We start from the raw sequence: 21373 nt of genomic DNA, 5'->3' as shown, positions 1-21373 counted from the left end.
GGTGCCGGGACGCCGCTTCTCCGGGGCGAGCCGGGCGGTGTCGGCGGCGGTCCGCAGGCCGCGGACCGGTTCGCGGATGTCGCCCGCCTGCGCAATGTCGTCCTCACCGGTCGGGGCCTGGCGGGATGTGCCTGGTCAGCCGGGCTTTGTCATTCCGCCCAGGGGAGCCCGGCGTGGCGACACCTTGCGACGGCTGATCCGCCAGCCGTCAGCGGTGCGTACGACGGTGTCGTCATAGGAGACGGAACCGCAGGAGCCGTCCGCCTTGATGCCCAGCCCCTTGGAACGGACCTGCACCAGGCCGTCTGCCGACGCCGTCACGACGACGTTGGTGACGTGATGCGCGACAGGGTTGGCCGCTCCCAACGCCCATGCCGCTTCTCGGACGGCTGCCACGCCGGACAGCGGTGCCTGGCCGAAGTCGGTGAGGTCGTAGACCACATCGGCGGTGAACAACTCCTCCAACCGGTCGAGGCTTCCGTCGTCGACGAGGTGGCCGTGCAACGAGACCAGTTCGGTGATGGCCAAGCGGTCTTCGACGGCGAGCGACATACGCGTCCTCTCCGGCCCGGCGTGAAAAGTGCCAGGCCGAGCATCGATCCGACATCAGTACAGCACCACACACCGCTCGACGTGTTCGGGCGCGTCCGACAGGAGCGGGGTCGTGCACGTCGCGATCCTCCCTCACCGACGACCAGCCCTGCCACCGGCTTGTCCACCTGCACCCTGCCACCACCAGCCCTCGGCGTACCCTCGCGGATCAGCCCCGCAGGAACGTGACCCGCTCGCCCGTCTCCAGCATCTGCCGGGCCAGCGCCCCCGCCGTGAATGCCGCCGGGTCCGTGCCCAGCCGTGCCGCCATCGCGTCGGCCAGTTGCCGCACCGGCACCGTGTCGCGCGGGCCGAGCGGCAAGGGTCCCAGCTCACCGGCGTCGGGGGCGGTGTCGGACAGGTCCCGCAGTCGCTTGGTGAAGGTGCCGCCGGGTTGCCGTTCGACCCCGAAGTGCAGGGATTCCGGCTGCTGGTGGATGTCGAGGCGGACCAGGTCGCCCCGGAACAGACACAGCAGGACGCTCGGCCCCAGCCGGTCCACCCGCACAGGGGCCAGCGGTCGTACCCCGGTCTGGTCGGCATAGGCGTCGACCAGCAGTCCCGGATAGCCGGAGACCACGTCCGAGCGGATCAGCGCGCCGGTGACCGGGGAGTGGTCCAACGGCAGCGGATGCGCGGCGTCGAGTTCGGCGTCGACGCTGCCCACCCGGCCGAGGCTGTAGGCGCCGTCCACCAGATGACGCATCCACTCCTGGTCGAGCTGGAAGAAGCGCACCGTCTCCACCGGCAGCAGCCGCTCGTCGGGCAGGAGATACCCGAAGGGGACACCTTCGAGCCGGGACAGACCCGTCAGCCACTCGATGACGCCGGCCGGGAGCACGTCGTCGATCGGCGCCACCGCCAACGGGTGCGCGGCCGCGACGGTGCGCTTCTCGGCCTGGTCGCGGCGGCGCTTCCACGCGTACAGCGCCTCGGCGAACCCCGTGCTGCGCAGGGCCAGCAGCCGCCCGGCCTCCCAGGCCGCGGCGTGGCTGACGTCGAACATGCCGACGCCCGGGTGATAGCGCAGCAACTCGTCGGCGGCGCGGGCCGGGCCCCGGTCCGGGTCGGCCGCGGTCGCCGGGCCGATGGCGAACGGGCCCCGGTACCAGGCCACCGACCGACCGCCGCCGCGCAGCCGGTGCCGCACCGGGACGTACCCCTGCCGCAGGAACGGGTCGGCGTTCTGCTCGCCGCTGTCCGGCAGCCGCAGCGGACTGCCGGCTTCGGTGAGCCGGGCCACCAGCCGGCCGAAGGTCTCCGCCTCGTCGAGACAGGCGAACCGCCAGCCGGCCAGCGAGACCAGGCGGACCAGGGAGTCCGGTCCGCCCGGCCCGAGGTCGAAGTCCTTGCCGACGGGGAACCGGCCCTCCAACGAGACGAGATGCACGGTGCTGGACGTACCGGCCGGAGGCAGCCGTTTGCCCACCACCACCGCGCCGTCGGGCACGTCGCCGTCGCCGCGCCGGACGTGCGCCAGCAGCGGGAGCTCGGCGCGGGTGGGCAGCAGGTCGGCCAGCAGCGCCCGGGGCACGTCGATGACCGTCACCTTGGGGTCGTCACCCGCCGGGAGCGCGGCGGGTGACGGGAAGTACGCGTCCGGTCCGCCCGTCGCCTCGGACAGCGCCATGACCTGCGGTTCGGGCTGTTCGTTCCCGGCGAACAAGAGCAACGCGAGCCACGGCAGCGGCGCGCCCTGGCCGCGTACCGCCTCCGGACCGCGCTCCCAGGGCAGGCTGGAGCGGCCGAGCACCAGGTGCGGCAGCACATGGCTGTGGTCGCCGAGGCTGCCGTCCGGCGGGAACGCGGCGCCGACCAGCGTCGGCGGCAGCGCGAACCGCTCCCCGGCGACGGAGAAGGTCCGGGTCGCCGTGTACGGCTTGGGATCGACGCTGATGGTCTGGGTGACCTTGATCGAGTAGTCCCCGGCGCCCAGCGAGGGCGCCTGGTAGTCGACGAACAGCGTCCGGTCCTGCGGTGTCGCGCTCACTGCTCCACCCTCGGTACTCACTGCTCCACCCCCACCTGAGGCACGACCAGGAACCCGGCCGCGTCGAACCCCCCGAGATTCAGAGGTCCTTCGTCGGCTGCCCCGTTCAGCACCGCCGTCGCGACCGCCGACCGCACGGCCGCCGTGCCGGGGTCGGTGACGGAGTCCGCGATCACCTGGCGGCGGGCCGCCGCGTCCCGGCCGTCCGGGACGAACGCCGGCCGGTCCACCCAGTGGTAGGCGTCCTGCTGGGTGTCCAGCGCCGTGGCGGCGCGCAGCACGGCACGCGGGAGGAACGGTGACGTCGCCGGCTCGATGGGCGGCAAGGGGCGGATCGTGTAGCCCGTCAGCAGATCGGCGACCAGCGCCGGATCGGTCACGGACGGCACCAGCCGGTTGCCCCACAGGGCCGCCGGGAGGTTCTTGGTCACCGGTTCGAAGCGGAAGCCGTCGTCGGCCCGGCTGCCGTCGGCCCGGCGGATCTCGATGCGCTGGGTGGCGGGCACCGGGTGGTCGCGGTCCCGGCCGAGCGGACCGATCCCGAACGCGGTCACCGCGCCCGTGGTGTCCAGTGCCGGGCCGCCCCGCTCGGGGCCCCGGTAGGCATCATGGCTGGGGATGACCGAGTCGGTGCTCAGCACCAGTTCCAGCGGATTGACGCTGCCCAGATCGTCCTTGGACGGCGCTGCGCCGGTGCCCGCCGCGCCGTCCTGGAGCACCACGGTGACCACGGCGTCGTCGGACGCCGGCAGGAACGCCTTGCGGAACGCCGCCCAGTCGATCGGTCGGGGCCCGGCAGGGTCCGCCGTACCGAACGCCAGGGTGAAGGAGCAGATACCGATGTCGATGGCGGCCCGCCCGCTGAACTCCGGTCCCCACAAGCTCACTTGGGCCCCGACATGGGCCGATATGGTGTGCGTGCCGAAGAAGCTGAAGGTGTACGACGCCCCGATGCTCGCCCAGAAGTCCGCCTGGTAGTGGTACGGGCTCCAGCCGATCAGGAAGTCCATCGACGCGCTGAACCACGCCTTGAGCGACCCGTCCTGCCAGGTGGCGGCGAAACTGCCGCCCGCCATCAGGGCCGAGGGGGTCAGCGCGAAGTACGCCGCCCCCTTCATGGCCAGTTGCGGGCTGACCTGCCAGGTGAATCCGAGCCGGGGGACCGCCGGGTAGTGGGCGGGGACGCTGAAGCGAGGGTGGTAGCCGCCGACGCTGAGCACGAAGTCGCCGTTGTGCTCCTCGCCGAACCACACCTGGAACGCGAAGCCGCCGGTCAGCTTGCAGTCCCGGGACAACAGGAAGGAGTTCTGGGTGAGTTGGGCCCGCAGCGCGAAGTATCCCTCGTCGGGAACGAAGGTGGCGCGCAGCGCCAGTTGCACCTGTGCCAGCGGTGTCGCCCCGGCCTTGACCGCGTCCGGGGACGGCAGGACCAGGGTGGACAGCCCGAGCAGGTCGACCTCGAAGCGGTGCCCGAAGCCCACTGCGAGCAGCAGCACCGAGTCGATCATCCGGAACGAGCTGAAGTGCACGCCGATCGCCAGGAAGAAGTCACCCGGTGACGGCGGCAAGTAGTTCTGGAGCGACCGCAGTTCGTCGGCGAGCTCCCCGGGTGCCTGTGTCCCGGCGGCCTCGGCCACCAGCGGGAAGGCCGCGACATCGGCCACGTCCGGGGCGATGAAGCGCCGGTTGTAGCCGAACCCGGCGGCCAGTCCCTCGACGAAGAAGACCGGCGGCCCGCCGATCGGGTAGTCCAGGAAGGCGTACACGAACAGCGAGGGGCCTTCGGGCAGTTGGACGTACGAGCCCAGTGCGCCGAGGGAGAAGGTCTTGGTCCGCAGCACCGCCTTGCCGCTGTACGAGGGCAGTTCGCGGCCCTGGTACGCGAGGGTGCCGGCCAGGAACGCGCCGCTGATCTCCACCTCGCCCGACGTGTACGACACTCCCAGCCCGCGCAACGCGAACTGCGGGCCTTCTGCCGGGTCGGCGAGGTCGATGCCGATCGCGAGTCCGTCGAGGGTGAGTGCCAGCCCGGCCACGTTCAGCGAGGCGTCCAGCAGGAACGCCAGCTTGGCGGCTCCCGCGGGCGGTCGCTGGTAGGCGAAGCCGACCCGTTGGAAGGTGACCGGTCCGAAGGTGCGCTGGACCTTGTACCAGACCACGTTGTCGTCGGTCGCCTTCGGCTGTCCGGGAGGGGGAGCGGGGGAGGGGGAAGGGGCGGGGGGCCGGGTCTGGCCGGTGCCGGTGCTCGGCGCGGGCAGGCTCAGCGGTTGGGTGAGCTCGCCCAGCCTCAGCACCGCATCGGCGGTGAACCCGGCCGCCAGGTCCGCGGCCGCGGGCAGCGGGGCGACCTCCGTGGGGAGCAGTGCGTTCAGCCCGGCCGCCTCGGTCGCGGCCAGCGGCCCCGACACGGCCAGCAGCCGCAGCGGGTCCACTCCGAAGGCCCCGCCGCTGCCCGCGAACCGCTCGCCCACCAGGGGCAGCTTCGCCAGGTCGACGGTGACGGCCAGGTCGGCGCCCAGGACGTACACACTGGTGAGCCCGGCCTTGTCGAAGGCGAACAGGGCGTCCTTGAGATCGACGGTGATGCCGTCGGGGACGTACTGGGCGGCCGACGGCGACAGTGCCTCGACCAGCCGTTCGAGGGTGGGCGCCGGGCCGGCGGGGGTGCTGTGGCGGTAGGTGGCGACGAACCGCTGGGCGTCCGGGCTGTCGGCGAACCGGACGGTGAAGGCGTAGGAGGTGCCGTCCACGGTGACGGTGAAGTCGCCGCTGTAGCGGCGTGCGCCGGTGTCGACGGTGACGATGAGGTCGAGCGTGGTGGACGGGCCGACGGGGAGGGTGACCTCGGCGGTCAGCAGGAGCTGGTTTCGCCCGCTGGTGAAGGACGCTCCGAGGTTCTCCACGGTCAGCCCGGCCAGCGGTGCGGGCAGGCTCGCCCCGTACCGCTGGGCGACATCGTCCGCCAGATCGCCGATGGGGATGCGCACGCCCGCCTCGGAGCTCCCGGCGAAGGTCCAGCCCTCGGCGGGGTCGGGGTCGTAGCCCGCGGTGAGGTGGACGGCCACACCGCCCACCACGAAGTCCGCGGCGCCGGTGAAGGTGGTGGCCGAGTCCGAGTGGTCCAGGGTGAAGGCGACCCCGGCGAGGGAGAAGTCGTCGGTGATCTGCCAGTCGGTCGCGAGATCTATCGTGCCGTTGTAGGCGAGTTCCTGACCGTCTCCAGGCAGGGTGAGCAGGAAGTCGAACGCCTTCACGGTGATGTCGGGCAGGTGGCCCGGATCGCCGCCGATGAAGTGCCGATATATCTCACGGATGTGCAGCGGCCCGTCGCCGTCCCGCAACTGTCCGGCGAGCGTCCGGGAGCCGAAGTCGATGACGAGTTCCAGGGTGCCGCTGGTACCGACGGCCAGCAGCCCGCTCAGACTGCCCAGCACCACCGGGGCGGCGGACAGCGGTCGCTCGATCCGGAAGGAGGCGTCGACGGCCTGGAGCGTCAGCAGCCCCGGGACCACGGGCCACGTGTCCTGCGTCTCCAGAACGACCCGGATGGAGGCCACCAGGTCCGGCGCGCCCGGGGTGAGTAACAGCGACAGGTCGGTGAGGCGGACCGGCGCGGTGATGTCGAAGCCGAAGCCGCCCGGCACGGGCAGCCCGGCCGAGCCGACCAGGGCCGCGGCGTCGGACAGCCGGATCGGCCCGACATCGCTGAAGTCGGCTTCCAGGAGCACCTGTTCGCCGGCGCCCACCACCTCCATCGACAGGACGACCTCGTTGCGCCCGGCGGTCGTGGTGAAGGGGATCACTCCGGTGATGCGGAGCGAGGCGAGTACGTTGAAGTCGGCCAGGTAGTAGCTGAAGCGCGGGTTGCCGTAGATCTCGTAGCGGAGTTGTTCGACGGCGAAGAGGCCGAGGTCGGCGCTGCCGCCGGTCGGTCCGCTGAGCACCAGGTCGGGGACGGTGCCGGTCACCGCGTCGGAGCCGGGCAGCCCGGAGACCATGCGCACGGTCCCGTCGATGGTGTGCTCCGTCCCGGCGAAGACCAGGTCGAGCAGGACGAGTCGGGTGCCGACGACCAGGGTGCCGGTGAAGGAGGCCGATCCGCTGCCCGGCACCGCGGCCTCGGCCAGGGCGACGGCGGCCGAGTCGACGCGCAGCCTCGGCCGCTGGAAGGACATGCCGTCGAAGACGGTGCCGTTCAGGCCCGGGAGGTTTCCCGCGAACGACCACGCCTCGTCGCCGTCACCCTCGACGACCGCCACCACCTGGCCGTCGCCGCTGGCGGTCAGGGCCGCGATGACCGTCATGCCGTGGAAGGGGGCGGCGTTTCCCGTGCCGGACACGGTCACGCCGCCGGTGGTGTCGGCGCGGGACGCCTCCCGGAGCACCAGCCGTCCGCCGGTCAGGAGGCGTCCGAGGAACACCGCCGCCGGGCCGCCGACCAGCGCGTCGAGGGCGAGGTCGACACGGCCGTCCGTGACGGTGACCGCGCCGCGCAGTTCATCGGGTGTCATGGCCGGTCATCCCTTCCCGTCGGTGAGGAGAGTCCCGATCGGGGTCATGTACAGCGGGTAGGTGATCGTGATCTCGAAGCAGCCCGCCTTCACGGCCTCGACGCTCTTCAGTGCGGTGATCCCGAGCCGTTTCTGCTCCTTCTCGTCGGGAGGGCGGGGCCTGGTCTCCTCCTCGGTGGCGAAACAGACGACGGTGTGCGCGGCGACCGGGGCGGTCTTCGCGGTGACGAAGTGCTCCAGATAGCGCTTGACGGTCGCCCACCTGGGGTGGCGGTACTGGCTCAGCCGGCCGCCCGCGCTGATGACCGCGTTCTTCGGGTTCACCTGGGCGATGAAGTCCGGGGCGGAGGAGGTGGTGGCGCTGCCGTGGTGCGGCACCAGCAGGAGATCGACGTCCTTGATGGCGTCCGCGTGGGTGTCCAGTAGGTACTGCTCCGTACTGCGGGTCGTGTCACCGCAGATCAACACCTTCTTGGTGTCCGCGCCGGAGAACGCCTGGAACAGCGTGACGACGCTGCCGGTGTTCTTCTCGTTCTCGGCATTCGAGCCGTCCTGGATCGACACACCTTCGGCGTCCTGGACGGCGGTGTAGGACTTGGGCGCCACGCCCGCGGCGAGAACGGTCACCGTGCATTTCTCTTCGCGCCAGATGCGGATGCCACCCGTGACGGGGAAGTCGATGCTGTCGGCGTCCGTTCCGTACTTGGCGACCGGCTTGTTCCTCAGCAGGATCTGGGCCGTCTGCGTGCCTGCCTTGTGGTTGTCCTTGTTCGTCCAGCGGCAGACGAGTTGCTTGATGGGTGGGTTTTCCTCGGTGGCGTTGGGGTCCACGGTTCCGCCGTCGGTCGACGGTTCGGGGGTGGCGGCTTTGCCGACCAACTTCTGTGTCTGCTGCTGGTACTTGCCGTAGATGCCGCTGTGGTAGACGTGATAGATCGTGCACCCGTCGAGGGCTTCCGCGATGCGCGAGTTGTGGTCGACGTCGGCGTGGGTGAGAACCAGTGTGTGTAGGACCGTGGTGTCCTTGAGGAAGCCGGCCGACCGGACGGCGTCGTCGATCAGACTGTTCTTGATCCCGTTGAACTTGTCGGCCTGGCCCGGACTGGTGCTCCGTGGGTCGAATCCGCAGTCGATCAGGAAGCGGCGCCCCGAGGGGGTGACGACCAGCGTGCAGTCGCCCTGACCCACGTTGACGCACGTCACCGTCATGGAGCCGAGCTTGATGTCGGGCACCGTCGTGGCCGTCTTCTTCAACTCCGCGATGTCCGTGGCCCAGTGCGCCAACTCCACGCGCATGGTCTCCGCGCGGTCCTCCAGGTCTGCCGTCCGATCCTTCTTGTGCTTCTTCTTCGGGGGTTCCTCGCGTTCCCGTACCGTCCCGCCCTCGATACCGCCGCTGTCGCTCACTGCCCCACCAGCCTCAGCGTCCAGGTGCCCCCGCTGCGGCTGTGCGGGAAGTCGTACAGCTCGACCTGGAGTTCGCCGGACGACAGCTGGTTGATGACCTCCGCGTCGTGGAGGCGCAACAGCAGTCCGTCCAGGTTCAGTTGCTGGGCGTACACCGTGGACGCGTAGAGGTCCACCAGCGCGTCGCTGGTCAGGTCGCCGGTCTTGAGATGGAAGCCCCCAGGGCGCGCCTCGATGCGGTGCCAGAAGTTGTTCGACTGGTGGAAGCGGATGCTGGGGTTGGTCTGGGTGGTGGACTGGGCCTGGAAGAGCTCCAGGAACAGCAGGTTGCCGGCCGGCGCGTTCACGTTGTCGCGGCGCAGCTGGAGATGGCCGGAGTCGGCGGCGACGGTGAGCGCGTTGCCGGGCGAAGGCGAAGTGGTGCCGATGCCCACGTTGTTGCCGATGGGGTTGAGGGCCAGCGGCTTGAGGCCGTGCGACTGGATCCAGCTGTAGGTGGTGTCGTAGCCCATCCGCAGATTGGAGTCGGTGCCGTCGGTGGGACCGAGGATGAGGCTGCCGGTGTACGGCGGCCCGGGCGCGTCGATGATCTGGAACTTGGCCTGCGGGGTGGTGGTGCCGAGTCCGGCCCGCTGTCCGGCGAACAGCAGGGGCGACTTCTCCACGGTGACGGCGGTGGAGGCGTCGGCGTAGCCGGGCACGTTGACGAAGTTGACGTACACCTGGGACTGGCCCAGGGAGGCGGGCGTGACGATGCCCGTAAGGGTCAGTTCGAGCCAGCCCGTGGGCGGCACGGTCACCGTGCGGGACGCGGTCAGCTTCCACTGGAGGCTCTGGGCGCCGATCTCCCGCAGGGGCTGGGGGAACGCGGTGAGGGGCAGTGTGGTCGCGTCCGAGCTGCCCGTGACCGAGAGGCTGACGGCAGGTGCGGCACCTGCTGTCAGCAGGTCCCAGTCCTCGGATTCGCCCGCGTGCTCGACGTCGAGGGCGACGACGATCGCCGACGCGCCGTCCGCCCCGTCGCCGGTGCCGGTGAGGGTGATGGGCTGGTCGTGGGAGGGGCTGGCGATGCGCAGCCGCAGGGTGTTGGGGGTGACACCGTCGCTGAGCACCCGGTTGCCGCCGGAGAAGGCGGCCCGCAACGGCGGGTCACTACGGCCGAGATGGTTGATGACGTCCAGGAACTGGAGCCGGGAGCCGGTCAGTTCGTCTGTCTCGCCGGTGAAGGACAGCTGCTGGTAGCCGAGTTCGACACGAGTGCCCCGGGTGCCGCCGCGACCGTCGGCGTTCATGCCCGTCAGCGGCAGGGTGAAATGCGCGCCGGGGCGCAGCGGGGTGGGGGTGGCACACAGGAAGTAGAGGGTGTCGCCGCCGGTGCTCAGGTCCGGGGCGCGCAGCAACTGCCAGCCGGGGGAGTTCAGTTCGGGTTCGGGGGTGGTGGCGAGGGTCTGGGGGCGGAATCGCAGGGCCAGGTGGTGGTTGTCGGCCGAGACGCGGCCGGTGAGCGGGCGGAGGGTGATCTCCTGCCGGGAGGAGTTGGTCACGGTGAGCGTCATCGGGCGGCCGGCGGGCCCGTCGTCGATGTACAGGACCGGGTGCTGGTCCTGGTCGGCCAGGTCGAAGTCGACCGGGTGGCCGCGGACGAAGGCGGCCAGCTCCGCCTCGTCCTCGGCCATGTCGAGGCGGATATCGGCCTCGGCCAACGGGCCGTCGTAGACCCTGATGTGGACGAGGCGGCCGTCGTAGTGACCGGCGGTGTTCTGGGCGGAGTGCCCGACGACCAGGCCGTCGGCGGCCGGTCCGGAGGCGGTGCCGGTGGGCAGCGGGCGTTCGGTGACGAGGGTGCCGTTGATGTACGTCCGCAGGGCCTGGCCGTCGGAGGTGGCGGCGATGTGCGTCCAGGTGCCGGACGGTACGGAGCCGGGCGGGGCGGTGGCGGTGGTGGCCCCGGCGGCCCCGGCGGCGGTATGGACGACGGAGCCGTCGGCGGCGAGGGTGAGGGCGAAGACCTGGGCGGTGGTCGCGACGATCCCGGCACGGTCGGCCGGGAAGTGGCCTGGGTTGACCCAGGCTTCGGCGGTGTAGCCGGTGGGCAGCGCCAGCCTGGGGGTCTGTGCCAGGGTCAGGGCGTCCGCCGCGCCGTCCAACGCCAGGCAACTGCCGAAGCGTTCGTCGGGAAGGCTCTTGGGGGCGCCCTCGGGGGTGCCGTTGAGATGGTTGTCGGAGGCGTCGACGACGCCGTCCTCGGCGAGGACCTCGTCCAGGTGCCAGTGCAGGATGAGATCGGCGGTCGTCATGCCGGGGTCCCCCCGTCGGCCGGTTGGTCGGTGAGTTGTTTGTGGGCCTGCTCCTGGATGGCGGCGATCAGCTGGTAGACGCGGGCGAAGGGCATCTGGCCCAGCGCTTCGAGGACCAGGTTGGTCTCGTCCAGGCCGAGCGTGAGGGTGATGCCGGGGGCGTTGTCCGGGGGCGGCGTCGCGGGCATGGGCGGGGTGCGTCCCTACTGTCGGTCGGCGTTCGGCTCTTTCGGATGGGTGCTCGTCACGTCGGCTGGTGCTGGATGTCGGGCGGGGCGTCACGGCCGGTGGCCTGCGGGTCCGGTGTCACCACCGGCGCTGCGCATCCGGCGTTCCTGCCGGTGGCGCTCGCTTGGCCCGCGTCGGTGTCACTGTCGGGTGGTGCGCGTCCGGTGCGGTCCGGTGGCGCTGCCGGGCGGTGCTCGCCGGGTGCGTGCGCGGTGTCACTGTCGGCCGGTGTTCGTCGTCGGGCGGGGCCGCAGGGTCAGCCAGCCTTCCCGGGCGGTGGGCCGGGCGGCGAAGGAGGCGTCCTGGCGCGGCTGGGCCAGCGCGGGCCGTTCCAGGAGTGCGGTGAGCGCGTCGGCAAGGCCGACTGGCGCGGCGGGCAGCGCCGGGCGCTGTTCGACGGGGGTGACCAGGGCGGTGTCGTCGTCCAGCGGCGTCAGCCAGCCCGCGTCGGTCAGTTGCCGCCACAGGCCCGGATCGCCGGGGAAGGCGGTCAGGACCGCGGCCCGGTCGATCAGCGGCTCGCTGCCGGTGCGCAGCCAGCCGGTGCCGGACGGGGCGTCACGCTCCAGCCAGCACCACACGAAGCCCGGCTCGTCCGGCAGCGGGAGATCGGGGGCCGCGGCGGCGCCGTCCCCGAGCACGGGCGCGGTGAGGAAGGCGATCTCCATCGCGGCGAGCGCGTCCCGGTAGTGGGCGTCGGGGATGCGCAGCGCCTTCGCCGGGAGAATGCCGCAGCAGGCGTGCACGGCGCCGCGCGGGTCGACCAGCATGGTCAGCGCCCGGGCCGGTGCGTCGATCGCCTGGAACAGCGCCGCGTCCTCGGTCTCGTCCCCGTCGGTGAGCGAGTGCAGCACCGGGCCGAGCCGCCCGTCGGACTCCTCGGGCCAGTAGCCGACCAGCCCGTCGCCGAGCCGCCCGTGGTCGCCGAGCCGGACGGGGAACCGCACCCGGGTGAAGCCGTTGCTCTCGCAGCCGCCGCGGCGCAGGTCCTGCCGGAAGACGTTCCAGTCCTGGTGCAGCGCCGGGCGCCCGGCCAGTTCCAGGCTCACCGTGGCCCGGACCACCGCCACCGGGCGGCTGACCAGCAGGGCCCGGTTCCGGTGCAGGGCGTAGTCCTCGGGCTCGACGGCGGCCAGCGCCTCGTCCAGGGTGCCGAGGAAGGCGGCCACCCCGTCGGGGCCCGAGCCGCGCAGTCGGGCCACGACCGCCCGCAGGTGCGGGTTGCCGATACCGTCGACCGGCACCGGAGCCCGGCCGGGGGCGGGCTGCCACAGGGCGGGGACCGTCGTCGCCCCGGAGCCGCCGGTCGGCTCGGGGTCGCCGGGCAGCGCGTACACCGCCCCGAGGGCGCTGCCGTCGGCGGCGTGCACGGCCACGCTGCCGTCGAGATGATTGGCGAGCAGCCAGCCGCACACGGGCGAGGTGGCGGGGATGTCGTTCATCTCGGCCAGGTCGCTGTCGGCGTCCAGCCAGCGCAGCGACAGCCGGGCCGGCTGGGCGAGCCGGGGCGGCAGGCCGACCCACCCGGGATGCCCCTCGACCCGTAACTGGCTGGTCGTTCCCACGGTGTCGACGGGGACGTCCCGTACGGTGCCGAAGGTGTCGACCATGCGCAGCCGCAGCAGCCGCATCGCTCCGGCCCTGATGGGGTTGAAGTCGCTGAGCGGCTGCGGGGTGTACCGGCTCTCGCCCGCCACGGCGGGGGCGACCTCGGTCTCGGTCACCGCGCGGTGGTCGGGGAAGCCCAGCGGGTCGGCGACCGGCAGCTGGCGGGCGAGCCTGCGCATCAGCAGCGCGTCGTCGAAGCCGCCGAGCGCCTGGGCGAGGTTGTTCTGTTCGTTCGCGGACAGATGGCGGTGGACGGCGATCAGGGTGGCCGCCCGCTGATCGGCCGCCCCGGACGCGAGGAAGCGGTCCAGGGCCGGCTCCGGATCGGCGGTGAACGCCTCCTCGGTGACGGTTCCGTCCAGCGCGGCCAGTACCGGCCCGGCCAGGTAGCGCAGGATGCGGGCGGCCAGCAGGGGACGTGCCGAGGGGGAGAGGACGGCGCCGCCGGTGTAGACGTTGGCGCCCTTGGCGAGCACCGCCCCGCCGGCCGCGCGGGGGCGCAGCTCCACCTGGTCGGCCGGCAGGGTGTAGGCGGCCGTGATGAAGTCGGTACGGAAGTCACGGTCCGCCGGACGGCCGAGGTTGCCGTTCGGGCCCGCTGGGAAGAACTCCGCCTCCCACTGCAGCAGGAGCGGATGCCAGGGCTGCGTCTCCCAGGTACGGGTGAGCGCGGCCAGGGCGGGCAGCGCGGCCACCGTGTCGCGCAGGGCCCGCAGGGCCTCGGCACCGGCGGGGATGTCGCCGTCGGTGACCTGGCACTCCAGCAGTCCGTCCTGGCCGAAGCGGTCGGAGGGGTTCGCGGCCGGGCCGGTGAGCAGCACCACGGGCTCGTTCGGCAAGTAATACTGCGGGGCCGGGCCCGGCAGCAGCCGGTAACCGTCGGGCAGGACGGCCTCGGCGGCGGCCCGCGCTGCGTCGCGGTCTTGGCCCAGAGCCTCGGCGAGGGCGGTACGACGGCCGATGACGGCGGCCTGGCGGCGCAGGTGGAAGAGCACCTGGTCGGGGTCCGGCCAGCTGTCCCGGCCGATGTCGGGCGGGTAGACGCACAGCATGTAGCGGTACCAGTCGGCGTACAACTCCTGCCGCAAGCCGGTGAGTTCGGCGCCCGCCCGGTCACAGGCCGCCTGCGCGAGGTTCAGCGTGTTCAGCGCGGCCCCGGCGCCGCGCGGCAGGGCGGTCAGATCGGCGTCCGCGCCCTGTCCGGACCGTTCGTCCGTCACCGTCCACAGGTTTCCGGACGGTACGGCCCGGAAGGTGTCGGCGTGCCGGGCCTCCAGCAGCTTCAGGCCGACGTCCAGCGGGGCCGACTCCAGGTCCTCGGCGAAGGCCAGCGCCTCCAGCAGGTTCTCCAGGTCGTCCGGTGCCAGGCCGGTGCCGCCGAGCACGGCGCCCAGATGGGCGGCCAGCGCCTCCGTCGGGGTGTTGCCCACCCACACGCCGGTGTCGTCACCCGCGGTGTCCTCGTGCTTTCCCGCTCCGGGAGCGAACGCGATCCGCCCCCAGCACACCATCCGCTCCGGTGCGCCGCCGCTGTCGGTCACCGTCCAGCCGAGGGCAGCGCGCAGCACGTCCGACCAGCCCGTCCCGGCATCCCGCGGCCCGGCCAGCACCGCCGCCAGCTCGTCCTGGCCCGGATCCTCGTACCAGCCCAGTACGTCGTACGTCACGTCCTCGGACGGCACGCCGGAGAACGCCGGGTCGTGCAGCCCGAACACGCTGTGGCAGTGCGGATAGAACGACGCGAAGGCCGGTTCCCCGTAGCCCACCGCTGTCAACATCCGTAAATAACAGGCCTGTTCGGCCGGATCGGCCGAGCCGGTCCGCCCGGCCGACTGCCAGGCGCTCAACGGCACCCGGCGCCCCAGCAGCCGGTACGGCAGCCCCTCGGGCCCCTCCATCTGGTCCGCGATGTACGGGTATGGCACGCCGCCCGCGTTGTCCTCGGCCAGGAAGTCGCTCTCGACGACCCACTGTTGCGCCACGGCACCGCCCGCGCTGCGGGTCACCAGCCATCGGTTGGGCACCGCCGGCACCGTGCCCGCCGTGCCCTGTGACGGCAGCCGGGTCAGCGCGTCGGGCAGCGACCAGTGCAGATGGACGCCCGCCTTCAGCCGGAAGCCCTGGTCCTGGAACGGCACCGACAGCAGCGTCTCGCTGACGTACGGCATGTCCGCCTGGTGGTCGTGCCCGTCGGCGGGATCCGTGTACGGCAACCGCGTGAAGTCCGTGAAAGGCTCCGTGACCTGGCGTTCCCCCGCCAGGCACAGCGCGTCCAGATGTACGGGTACGACCAGCAGTCTGCCCATGGCGCTCTCCCCAGTCCCGGCGCCCCGAAGTATGCGCACACCGTCCCGCCCGGCAACGAGGCAGCAGACAGGCAAAAGAACGGCATTCCGCATGGGGAGGGGAGCGACTGCGCCGCGTCAACGCGCTGGGGGAGGGCGGTACTTTGCCGGAGCCGGAGCCGGAGCCGGATCCGGAGCCGGAGCCGGAGCCGGAGCCGGAGCCGGAGCCGGAGCCGGACGGGGCGTCGGCTGGCGGTGCGTCAGGAGCTGTCGTGAGGGGAGACCGCCGTGCCGTGCCGACGGGCCCGGTTCGGGTTGCCCCGCTCACCGGATCGCGGCCGTCGCCGCGCCGCTCGCCGCGACGACTTGGGCCGAAGCCGAGGACGCCCCCGCCCATGGCCGGGCGGGGGCGTCCTCGGCTGTCCGCCTACCGGTACCAGTACTTGACGCCCCGGTGGTGGGAGCAGGTACCCCGGAAACTGGCACTGTAGGAGTAGGTGCCGTCCTTGCACTTCGCCGTCGCGCCGCGCGGATGGGGCGAGTTCGCCTTGCACACCCCCGTGGTGTGGTGGGCGCACGAGGCGGCCGCGGCATCGGTGGCAGCGGCCACGGGCGCCAGCAGCGCGCCCGCCATGACGGCCGCAGCCACAGCGCCCCGGAATCTGGTCAGCATGAAGTCCCCCTCAGTGATGTGAAGATGCGATCGTGTCACCGTCGGCTGATCCTCACGGTGCGTTGTCGCCCCTTGATCGCCGGATCGCGACAGTCGTGGCCGACCCGTCATCGGGCGTTCGACCAGCGCGAACACCCGTACGGCAGAGTGATCCAAGACGCCCCCCGCTCGGACGCGAGCGGCCCGGTCGTCCCGGTCGCCCCGGTCGCCCCGGTCGGCGGGCGCGACAACGACTCCCGGAGCCCTGTGGACACCTCACCCACGAATGAACCTCACCAAGCTCTCCTAGCCCTCTCGAACGTCGAGGTAGTCGTCCAGCGAAGTTTGCTTGATGTTCCCCATGACGAACGTGCTCGCACTGGTTGCGAGCGCACCGGCGACTGCTCCCGACGTCGCGACAAGAGTGACGTCAGGACGCGAACCCGATGCGTCGCTCAGCGCTCTGAGCGATATGTAGGCACCCAGTACGGCGCCCAGCAGTGTGGCTTTGGGGTCGGCCGGCCATGGGGGCGTGCCTTCCTCCACCACCTTCGCGATGGTGACGGCGAGCGGGCTGGCGTCGGTCCGTTGTGCGATCCGGGCTGTCTGATCGGTCGTGCGGTCCTCCCGGAAGACCAGGCGGCCGAGTTCGCCGAGTTCCTCGACGTCCTTGTCGGTGAGACCGGCCGAGGCGGTGAGCCGGAGGAGGTGATAGCGGAACCTCCTGATCGCGGCGTCCTCGGCTATGTAGTTTGCCGCGGTTCTGAAGTAGTCGGCCGCGTCGCGTGAAATCGATACGGCCTCGATCTCGGACATGATGCTCTTCCATTTCGATTCGAAGGTGACCGCGTCCATGGCCGTACCCCACCCTTCCTCGAAGACGAGGTCGTCGGGCGGCTGCGTCATGTGCACGGTGCTCCCACCGGCGCCTTCGGCTCAGGCGTCCACGAGGAAGTCGATGTTGAAGATTCGACGGCTGCGTTCCGCCGCATCGCCGTCACCATCCATGCCGTCGAGCATGCTGAGTGCGCGTCAACTCGTCCTGACCCGAATCGATCTCAGGATCAGAAGGCGAGGGAACGGATACTTGGTCAGCCCCGGAACGCCGGAGGGCGTGATTCGATGGGGGGCCACCGGCCTGACCGCGCAGGAGGGGTCTCATCGTGCGCATCACACACCGCATGTGCTGATCTTCGGGGGTGTGGGGGATCCTGCGTCCGGCGGCCTGATCGCTTCCCGTCTCGTCCACGAGCGACACCGGGCCACGCATTCATTATCGGTTGCGCAGGTCGCCCATGCCACCGGAGTGGGGCAGCTGCGGCGGCAGCCATGCGGCGCCACTTCCGCTGGTCAAGATGATGACGGAGCCCATCGCGTCGGTGAGTTGTCGGCGCGCTGTTGCAGCTGCCCCCTTGAATGGAGCATGACCGTTCCCGCGGGCGGCGTGGCCGGTTCAGCGGGCCGGGCGGGCCGGACCGGAGACGGCGAGTCGGCCCTGCCGGGGGAGACGTGCGATGACGGCGTGGCAGGCGCGGCCTTTCCCTGCAGCGATCAGTGCGCACCGACACTCCATGATCACAGTTGCGGGGTGATCCGTGGCTGCGGCCCGTCGATATCCAGTTGGGCACATGGCCGGGGAATGACAAGGTGAGGCTCATGCTGTCGCCCACCGTCGAAGAACTCCTGCGGGAACTGCACGCCTCGCTCACACTGCGCAAGCGTCCGGAGGATGTGGCCCGGCTCATCCAGGACCTGTATGCGGCACGGGGCACCGAACTCGACGAGGCCACCGAGGCGGCCCTCGCCAAAGCCGCCGAGCACTCGCTGCGCAACATTTGGCACGGCTACACCTCCATGCGGGAGGATTTTGCCCGCCCGGTCGGCGCGCAGCGCCAGCTCGCCCGTGCGGCAACCCTGTTCACGGACGTGCCGGAGCTTCCGGACAGCGCCGGAGACGATCCGGACCGCATCGAGGCGGTGATCCGGCGTGCGGGCGAGTCCATAGGCCGGGTGTACGGCCAGAACGACTTCGGCATGGACCGTCTCGACCGGGCCGAGCGCATGGCCGCCGGCCTCGGCGAGGTCTCCAAACGCCAGTACAACAAGCGTTTCCGTCTCCTGCGCCGCATGGAGGCCAAACTGGCGCGGCTGATCCACGAGCACCGCCGTCGCGACGTGACGATGACGGGCAAGGGAGCACTCGCGCACGTACTGCCGTACGGTCTGTTCGCCGTGGACCCGGACACGGCTGCCTTCATCGCGTACATCACGGCGCGGGGTTATATGCGCAGCGTCTTCACGAACGGCCGCCAGCGCCAGGTCTACGACGAGGTCGCCGAGGCGCTGTTCCGGCGCTTGCGCGCGCAGCCCGAGCGGACCTGCTGGTCTGCGGTCGCGCATGTGCACCCCACGCCGGAAGTGCTGGCCGAAGTCTCCGACGAGGACCTCACCCGACTGCTGGTCCGATGGAACGGTTTCCTGCGCCAGGTCGCGGACCTGTTGGAGGACGCCTGGAACCGGCACCCGCTGGAGCGCGAAACCATGATCGTGCGCCGTGGCGACGACTCGTCGACGTGGAACCAAGCCGCGCAGGCATGGAACACGGCCCGGGGGCATTGGTTCGCGATTCTGACCGAACTGGGCCAGGAGAAGATTCTGGACCAGGTCTGTCCGGGCAAGGTTCCCCGGCTGATGGCTGCCGACGTGGCGTATTGGCACCGCATGAGCGGCGGCGGGCTGCACCCTGACACCTACATCTGGGCAGAGCTGCCGTTGCCCTGGGAAGTACTCAGGGGAGAGAAGGAATGCCCACGTTCGTTGGTCGAGGCAGTCTGTGCCCGGTATCGCAGGGATCCCGTCGCCGGCGCCTGGACCGCTGCCAGGCCGAAGGCCGAGGCCGTCGCCTTCCGCCGGACGCCCGAACTCGTCCACGGTGTCGCCGTTGCGGACCCTCTCATGGCCAGTGCCCTCCGGTCGGCAGGAGTGTTCTCCGGCAAGGGCAAACGCGCGGCGGCGAGCGAGTGGCTGTGACTGCCTGCCCAGGGGGCTCGGGGAATTCGGTTGCCCGAAACATGCGTCTCAGTCATGATCGACGCGGCGACGAGGAAGCTCTGCGGAGGAGCGCCCGGCTCTGATCCCGGGTGGACGCAGGTTCGAATCCTGCCCTCGTCGCCGCTTCACCTGACGTCGCTTTCGTCAGTCCTGACTGCGGCCGGCGATGCAGCCGAGCCGGTCTCATTTCGCGCGACTGGTTCAACGGGCGGACTGGCTGACACTGATTCCGCTGAAGTCTTCGAGAGCCGATGCCGGCCGGCCGGAGGCCGACGTGAGGCGGTCGACGTCCATGACGGGACCCTGCCGCCGAATCCAGTTCTCAAGATCCGGACAACAGTGTGGAGACATGTCCACTGTTCCTATTCTTCTTGATTTTTTGTTCCGGCGGCAGAGAAACTCTCTTTGCCATTCGGAGATGCGGCCTTCAGGAGTTCGTCACCTTTGGAGTCGATGAATCGGGTGAACGCTTGCTGAGAGTATCCGAAGATCACTGCGAAGGCGAGGATCTGCCACGTCGTGGTGGCGTGGAATCCTGGCGTTGCAAGCAGGAGGATCAGCCCGAGAACTGCCGTTATTCCGCCCAGGGACACCTTCAGTATCGCCTGGCCGACGTGGACCATGTAGGGGTCTTCGACTCGCTGTGCGCGCGCCAACGAATATACTGCGGAAACCGTTGCCCCGGCTGCTCCGATGAGTTCGATCAGCAGGATGTTGTTGTGGTTCGGTTTATCACCCGAGGGGCACAGCGGATTGGCTCCGAGGTCGCTGCACGCGAGGATGGGTCCCCAATTTGCGTTCAGGACTCCGAGCAGTACCGTCAGGGCAATGAGGACGACCGCCGCCACGAGAAGAATATGGTTGAACGTCCGAAGTCGGCCGCGGGTGAATCCGTTCGCGATGTATGCCCCGCGCAGTGCGCTCTCTATTCGCTGGCGGTCGACTGCGGCAATCCCTTCCCCGTCCTGCTCCTTGAAGGAGTCAAGCCATTTACGCCGCTGGTCTTGGGGTTCCAAGTGGCTCTGTACGGTTTGCCTGATCCTGGGAAGTTCACCGCAGAGCATTTCGTCCGTCAGGAGGCGGATCAACAGTGCGTCGGCCGCCTGCATCCGGGAGATGGCGATATCGGCATAGCCCGCGTATCCCCAAGGTATGCACTTTGATTGCGCTGCCCGTTTTGCCTGTGTCGTGTTGAGCAACACCCCGTTGTAGGCGACACGGAATTCTTCCGGTCCGGCGCTCCATTTTCCGGATTCTGGATCGATCGTACAGTCGCGCTTTATCGCCGCTATCCTGGCTGTGCATTCCATCCAGTCGGTTCGGGTTGCACAGTTGACTCGCCAGCGGGACTTCGCGATGGTGTGGGATATCGATCTCTTGTCCGTATTGGCTCGACTCATGAGGTTCTCTCTTCTCCTCGAGGAGCGAGCGCCGACCGGTCTGTGCTTGGGGTCCTCGAGCGGAGTGACTTCGCCTCTTCCGCTGTTGCGAGCCTCTCAACAGGGCCAGGCCGTCTCTGACCATGTGGGTGCATCTCGTCCAAGTGGCCGCCTGGTGAGGGAAGTCGACACTGAAACCGCTGGTGTGCCGGGCCCGCTCAGCCCCGCCGCGGCGTCGCGGCGGTGACGAGGGTGCCGGCCGCGGTGCGTCGCCCAGGCTCGATCTGCTGCTTGAACGCCTCCAGGGCGACGGTGCTGTTGGCAGGGAAGACCGCCATCTTCCCGAGGTCCTGGGCCTTGACGAGGGCTTCGCCCGCAGGGCTCCCCTCGGGCGCGTGCATCAGGCGTACGTGTCCGTCGCCCGATCCGCGCCGGTCCACCGGGGCCACGGCGCCATGGCTTCCGTCGGGCAGGGTCACCCACAGCTGGAAGTCGTCGTACCGGACGAAGTCGGCGCCCTTGACGGGCCACGGGTAGTGGTGTTCCCCGGGTACCTTGGGCAGGACGCCCTGGTGGTTGCCGTGGCCCATCGGTACGCACGCGTTGAACAGGGAGTCGGTCCACTGCTCGACGCCGTCGGCGTCCGTGATCGGCGTGCTCAGCAGTCTTTCGGCGTTCCCGTAACCCAGTTGCGTCAGGGCGGGCAGGGTGTCCGGGAAGGCACCGACCAGCTCGGCGGCCTCCCGTCGCAGCCGGTCCACCTTCGCCGGGTCGGCGCAGAACTGCATGCTCCACTCGATGCCGACCCGCGCGCGGTACATCCGCCAGCCACCGGCCCCCTTGACCCACAGGCTGCCGCCGTGGTGCATCTCCCAGTGTTCGGCGCCGGTGGGCCGGGGCCCGTAGGGGAGGTCGTCCTCGCTCATCTCCGCGAGGATCTTGTGCGCGACCTTCTTCGCGGCCTGGAAGAACGTCGACTCGAAACGCGGGGGATGATCGACCAGTTGTATCTTCCAGGGGTGGTTCTCCGATTCCGTGCCGCCGAGCGTCAGCGCTGGCGGGGGGCCGGAATCGGTTGCCGAAGCTGAAGCGGTGTCCGTCATGGTCGGCCTCCTCGCGCCGGTGACGTGGACTTGCGCCAGGCTCGCAGTGCTTGTGCCTCTTCTTCCATCGTGCGCCCGGAGTCAAGGCCGGGCCAGCCGGCCGGACAGCTGTCGTTTCTGTTGAAGTCCCGCCGTGCGTGCGTCACTTGGCGTTTCACAGCCGTGGTCCCGGCGGGGACACCTGTCGCGCGCCCGGCTCGTCCCGCAGGCTGGGAACACATCGGCCGGACGCTCTCGGCAACTCGGGGCGACGCACGCCCTGTTCGGGCCA

The 21373-nt window shown here is 70.4% G+C and carries 12 protein-coding genes and 1 tRNA gene; 2 read left to right on the top strand and 11 right to left on the bottom strand.

Annotation, left to right across the window (positions count from 1 at the left end; translation table 11 throughout):
• Positions 1 to 135: 135 nt before the first annotated feature.
• From ACH4S8_RS04740 to ACH4S8_RS04700, 9 genes are all read right to left on the bottom strand, one after another.
• Positions 136 to 552 (bottom strand): nuclear transport factor 2 family protein, encoded by a 417-nt coding sequence (locus tag ACH4S8_RS04740; RefSeq protein ID WP_398390926.1) that lies wholly within the window; start codon positions 550 to 552, stop codon positions 136 to 138.
• A gap of 208 nt (positions 553 to 760) precedes the next feature.
• Positions 761 to 2581 (bottom strand): hypothetical protein, encoded by a 1821-nt coding sequence (locus ACH4S8_RS04735; protein WP_398390924.1) that lies wholly within the window; start codon positions 2579 to 2581, stop codon positions 761 to 763.
• 17 nt (positions 2582 to 2598) lie between these two features.
• Positions 2599 to 7092 carry a DUF6603 domain-containing protein gene (locus tag ACH4S8_RS04730; RefSeq protein WP_398390922.1) on the bottom strand — a complete coding sequence of 1498 codons (4494 nt, stop codon included), beginning with the start codon at positions 7090 to 7092 and terminating at the stop codon, positions 2599 to 2601.
• Between the two features lie 6 nt (positions 7093 to 7098).
• Positions 7099 to 8499, bottom strand: coding sequence for a ComEC/Rec2 family competence protein (locus tag ACH4S8_RS04725; RefSeq protein ID WP_398390920.1), 1401 nt, complete (start codon positions 8497 to 8499; stop codon positions 7099 to 7101).
• Complete coding sequence (locus ACH4S8_RS04720; protein ID WP_398390919.1) at positions 8496 to 10796, bottom strand: LamG domain-containing protein; 2301 nt, start codon at positions 10794 to 10796, stop codon at positions 8496 to 8498. The genes ACH4S8_RS04725 and ACH4S8_RS04720 overlap by 4 nt, the downstream gene beginning before the upstream one ends.
• Entirely contained in the window at positions 10793 to 10984 is a 192-nt protein-coding gene (locus ACH4S8_RS04715) for a hypothetical protein (RefSeq protein WP_398390917.1), read from the bottom strand. The genes ACH4S8_RS04720 and ACH4S8_RS04715 overlap by 4 nt, the downstream gene beginning before the upstream one ends.
• Before the next feature lie 255 nt (positions 10985 to 11239).
• Complete coding sequence (locus ACH4S8_RS04710) at positions 11240 to 14938, bottom strand: hypothetical protein (RefSeq protein ID WP_398390915.1); 3699 nt, start codon at positions 14936 to 14938, stop codon at positions 11240 to 11242.
• Between the two features lie 406 nt (positions 14939 to 15344).
• Positions 15345 to 15590 carry a DUF3761 domain-containing protein gene (locus ACH4S8_RS04705; protein WP_398390913.1) on the bottom strand — a complete coding sequence of 82 codons (246 nt, stop codon included), beginning with the start codon at positions 15588 to 15590 and terminating at the stop codon, positions 15345 to 15347.
• A 285-nt stretch (positions 15591 to 15875) separates the two neighbouring features.
• The gene (locus tag ACH4S8_RS04700) at positions 15876 to 16475 is read right to left on the bottom strand and encodes a hypothetical protein (RefSeq protein ID WP_398390911.1); all 600 of its coding nucleotides are present in this window, start codon (positions 16473 to 16475) and stop codon (positions 15876 to 15878) included.
• Positions 16476 to 17225: 750 nt separating this feature from the next.
• On the opposite strand from ACH4S8_RS04700, the gene ACH4S8_RS04695 reads away from it, so the two are divergent.
• A complete protein-coding gene (locus ACH4S8_RS04695) occupies positions 17226 to 18599 on the top strand; it encodes a hypothetical protein (RefSeq protein ID WP_398390909.1) in 1374 nt (457 codons plus the stop codon).
• Positions 18600 to 18667: 68 nt separating this feature from the next.
• Positions 18668 to 18740, top strand: a tRNA-Gln gene (locus ACH4S8_RS04690).
• A 242-nt stretch (positions 18741 to 18982) separates the two neighbouring features.
• Here ACH4S8_RS04690 and ACH4S8_RS04685 read toward each other — a convergent pair.
• Positions 18983 to 20020, bottom strand: a complete 1038-nt coding sequence (locus tag ACH4S8_RS04685) for a hypothetical protein (RefSeq protein ID WP_398390907.1) — start codon at positions 20018 to 20020, stop codon at positions 18983 to 18985.
• A gap of 197 nt (positions 20021 to 20217) precedes the next feature.
• Complete coding sequence (locus ACH4S8_RS04680) at positions 20218 to 21102, bottom strand: DUF6424 family protein (RefSeq protein ID WP_398390905.1); 885 nt, start codon at positions 21100 to 21102, stop codon at positions 20218 to 20220.
• Positions 21103 to 21373 lie beyond the last annotated feature (271 nt).

Origin of the sequence: Streptomyces sp. NPDC021080, from assembly GCF_044333225.1 — a bacterium.
In the GTDB taxonomy this organism is placed as follows: Bacteria; Actinomycetota; Actinomycetes; order Streptomycetales; family Streptomycetaceae; genus Streptomyces.
The sequence above is the reverse complement of the archived record's forward strand: the minus strand, read 5'-3'. Positions and strand labels throughout refer to the sequence as shown.